This window comes from Vibrio genomosp. F10 str. 9ZD137 (genome assembly GCF_049974785.1).
Taxonomy (GTDB): Bacteria; Pseudomonadota; Gammaproteobacteria; order Enterobacterales; family Vibrionaceae; genus Vibrio.
This window is the reverse complement of record NZ_JBNGCJ010000734.1, coordinates 1-2,159: the sequence shown is the minus strand read 5'-3', so window position 1 is coordinate 2,159 and position 2,159 is coordinate 1. Positions and strand designations below refer to the sequence as shown.

The 2,159-nt window shown below is 49.9% G+C and carries 2 protein-coding genes; both read left to right on the top strand.

Going from position 1 to position 2,159, the window contains the following annotated elements; all coding sequences use genetic code 11:
• Positions 1-1,810: dihydroxy-acid dehydratase (gene ilvD, locus ACP45E_RS17425; protein WP_241824335.1), on the top strand; the 1,810-nt coding region annotated here is incomplete at its 5' end.
• 4 nt (positions 1,811-1,814) lie between these two features.
• Positions 1,815-2,159, top strand: a 345-nt coding sequence (locus ACP45E_RS17420; RefSeq protein WP_141707393.1) for a pyridoxal-phosphate dependent enzyme, incomplete at its 3' end; no start/stop codon positions are given.

Below are 2,159 nucleotides of genomic sequence, written 5' to 3'. Positions count from 1 at the left end.
TGGACGCAACATGGCGGGCGCACGAGCATTGTGGCGTGCAACGGGCGTAAAAGATGAAGATTTCGGCAAGCCGATCATCGCTGTTGTTAACTCATTCACGCAATTTGTTCCCGGTCACGTACATCTAAAAGACATGGGGCAACTGGTTGCTCGAGAGATTGAAAAAGCAGGTGGTATCGCCAAAGAATTCAACACCATCGCTGTGGATGATGGCATCGCAATGGGCCACGGTGGCATGCTTTACTCGCTACCATCTCGTGAAATTATTGCCGATTCAGTCGAGTACATGGTCAATGCGCACTGTGCCGACGCCATGGTGTGTATCTCGAACTGTGACAAAATCACCCCAGGAATGATGATGGCCGCTATGCGCCTTAACATTCCGGCGATTTTTGTATCAGGCGGCCCAATGGAAGCAGGTAAAACCAAGCTTTCCGATCAAATCATCAAGCTCGACTTGGTCGATGCCATGATTCAAGGCGCTGATCCAACGGTTTCAGATGAACAAAGCGAGCAAGTTGAACGATCAGCATGCCCAACATGTGGCTCTTGCTCTGGTATGTTTACAGCGAACTCAATGAACTGTTTAACGGAAGCGTTAGGGCTGTCTCAGCCAGGTAACGGTTCTATGCTGGCAACACACGCCGATCGTGAGCAGTTGTTCATCAATGCAGGTAAGCGTGTCGTTGATCTAACCAGACGTTACTACGAAGAAGGCGACGATTCAGCACTGCCACGCAACATAGCTAACCGAGCCGCGTTTGAAAACGCCATGGCACTTGATATTGCCATGGGCGGTTCAAGTAATACGGTTTTACACCTTATTGCAGCGGCTCTTGAAGGTGAGGTTGATTTTGATATGGACGATATCGACGCCATGTCGCGTCGTGTTCCACACCTATGTAAAGTTGCCCCATCCACCCCTAAATATCATATGGAAGATGTTCACCGTGCAGGCGGTGTGATGGCTATCCTTGGTGAGCTTGACCGTGCAGGCCTACTCAACGGTGACACTCGCACAGTACTCAATATGTCGATGAAAGAGCAGCTTGCTCAATACGACATTATGCAAACAGACGATGAAGACGTTCTCAAATTCTACCGAGCTGGCCCTGCTGGTATTCGTACCACCAAAGCCTTTTCACAAGATTGCCGTTGGGATCGTTTAGACGATGACCGTAAAGAAGGGTGCATTCGCACCATAGACAATGCGTTCAGCCAAGAAGGCGGACTGGCCGTTCTTTCAGGTAACATTGCGGTCGACGGTTGTATCGTTAAGACGGCTGGTGTAGATGAAGAAAACTTAACATTCCAAGGCCCTGCCATTGTATTTGAAAGCCAAGATGACGCTGTTGAAAATATCTTAGGCGGAAAAGTCAAAGCGGGCGAAGTGGTTGTTATTCGTTACGAAGGCCCGAAAGGCGGCCCAGGTATGCAAGAAATGCTCTACCCTACGACTTACCTTAAATCAATGGGGCTCGGTAAATCTTGTGCACTGCTGACTGATGGCCGTTTCTCTGGCGGTACATCGGGTCTTTCTATTGGTCACGTATCTCCAGAAGCAGCAAGTGGCGGTGCGATTGGTCTAGTGAAAAATGGCGATATCATCACTATTGATATTCCAAGTCGTTCCATCACACTCGATGTGTCTGAAGATGAACTGGCAGCGCGACGCACAGCGCAAGATACAATGGGTTGGAAACCAGTCAATCGCGAACGTGTTGTATCACTTGCACTTAAAGCCTATGCGAGCCTGGCAACAAGTGCAGACAAAGGCGCGGTACGCGATAAGTCTAAGCTAGAAGGGTAACCCCATGACCGACGCTTTTTTAGCAAAGCAAGGGAAACAAACTGGCGCAGACTATCTGCGCCAAATCCTGAAAGCACCTGTCTACGAAGTCGCGATGGTCACCCCATTGCAAGATATGCCGCGCTTGTCCGAACGTTTGGGCAACCAGGTGCAACTGAAACGTGAAGATCGTCAACCTGTACATTCGTTCAAGTTGCGTGGCGCGTACAACATGGTTGCAAGCTTGTCTGAAGCACAGAAAGCTGAGGGCGTCATCGCCGCATCCGCTGGCAACCATGCGCAAGGTTTAGCGATGTCAGGAACAAAGCTGGGGATCACGACGACGATTGTGATGCCGAAGACAACCCCC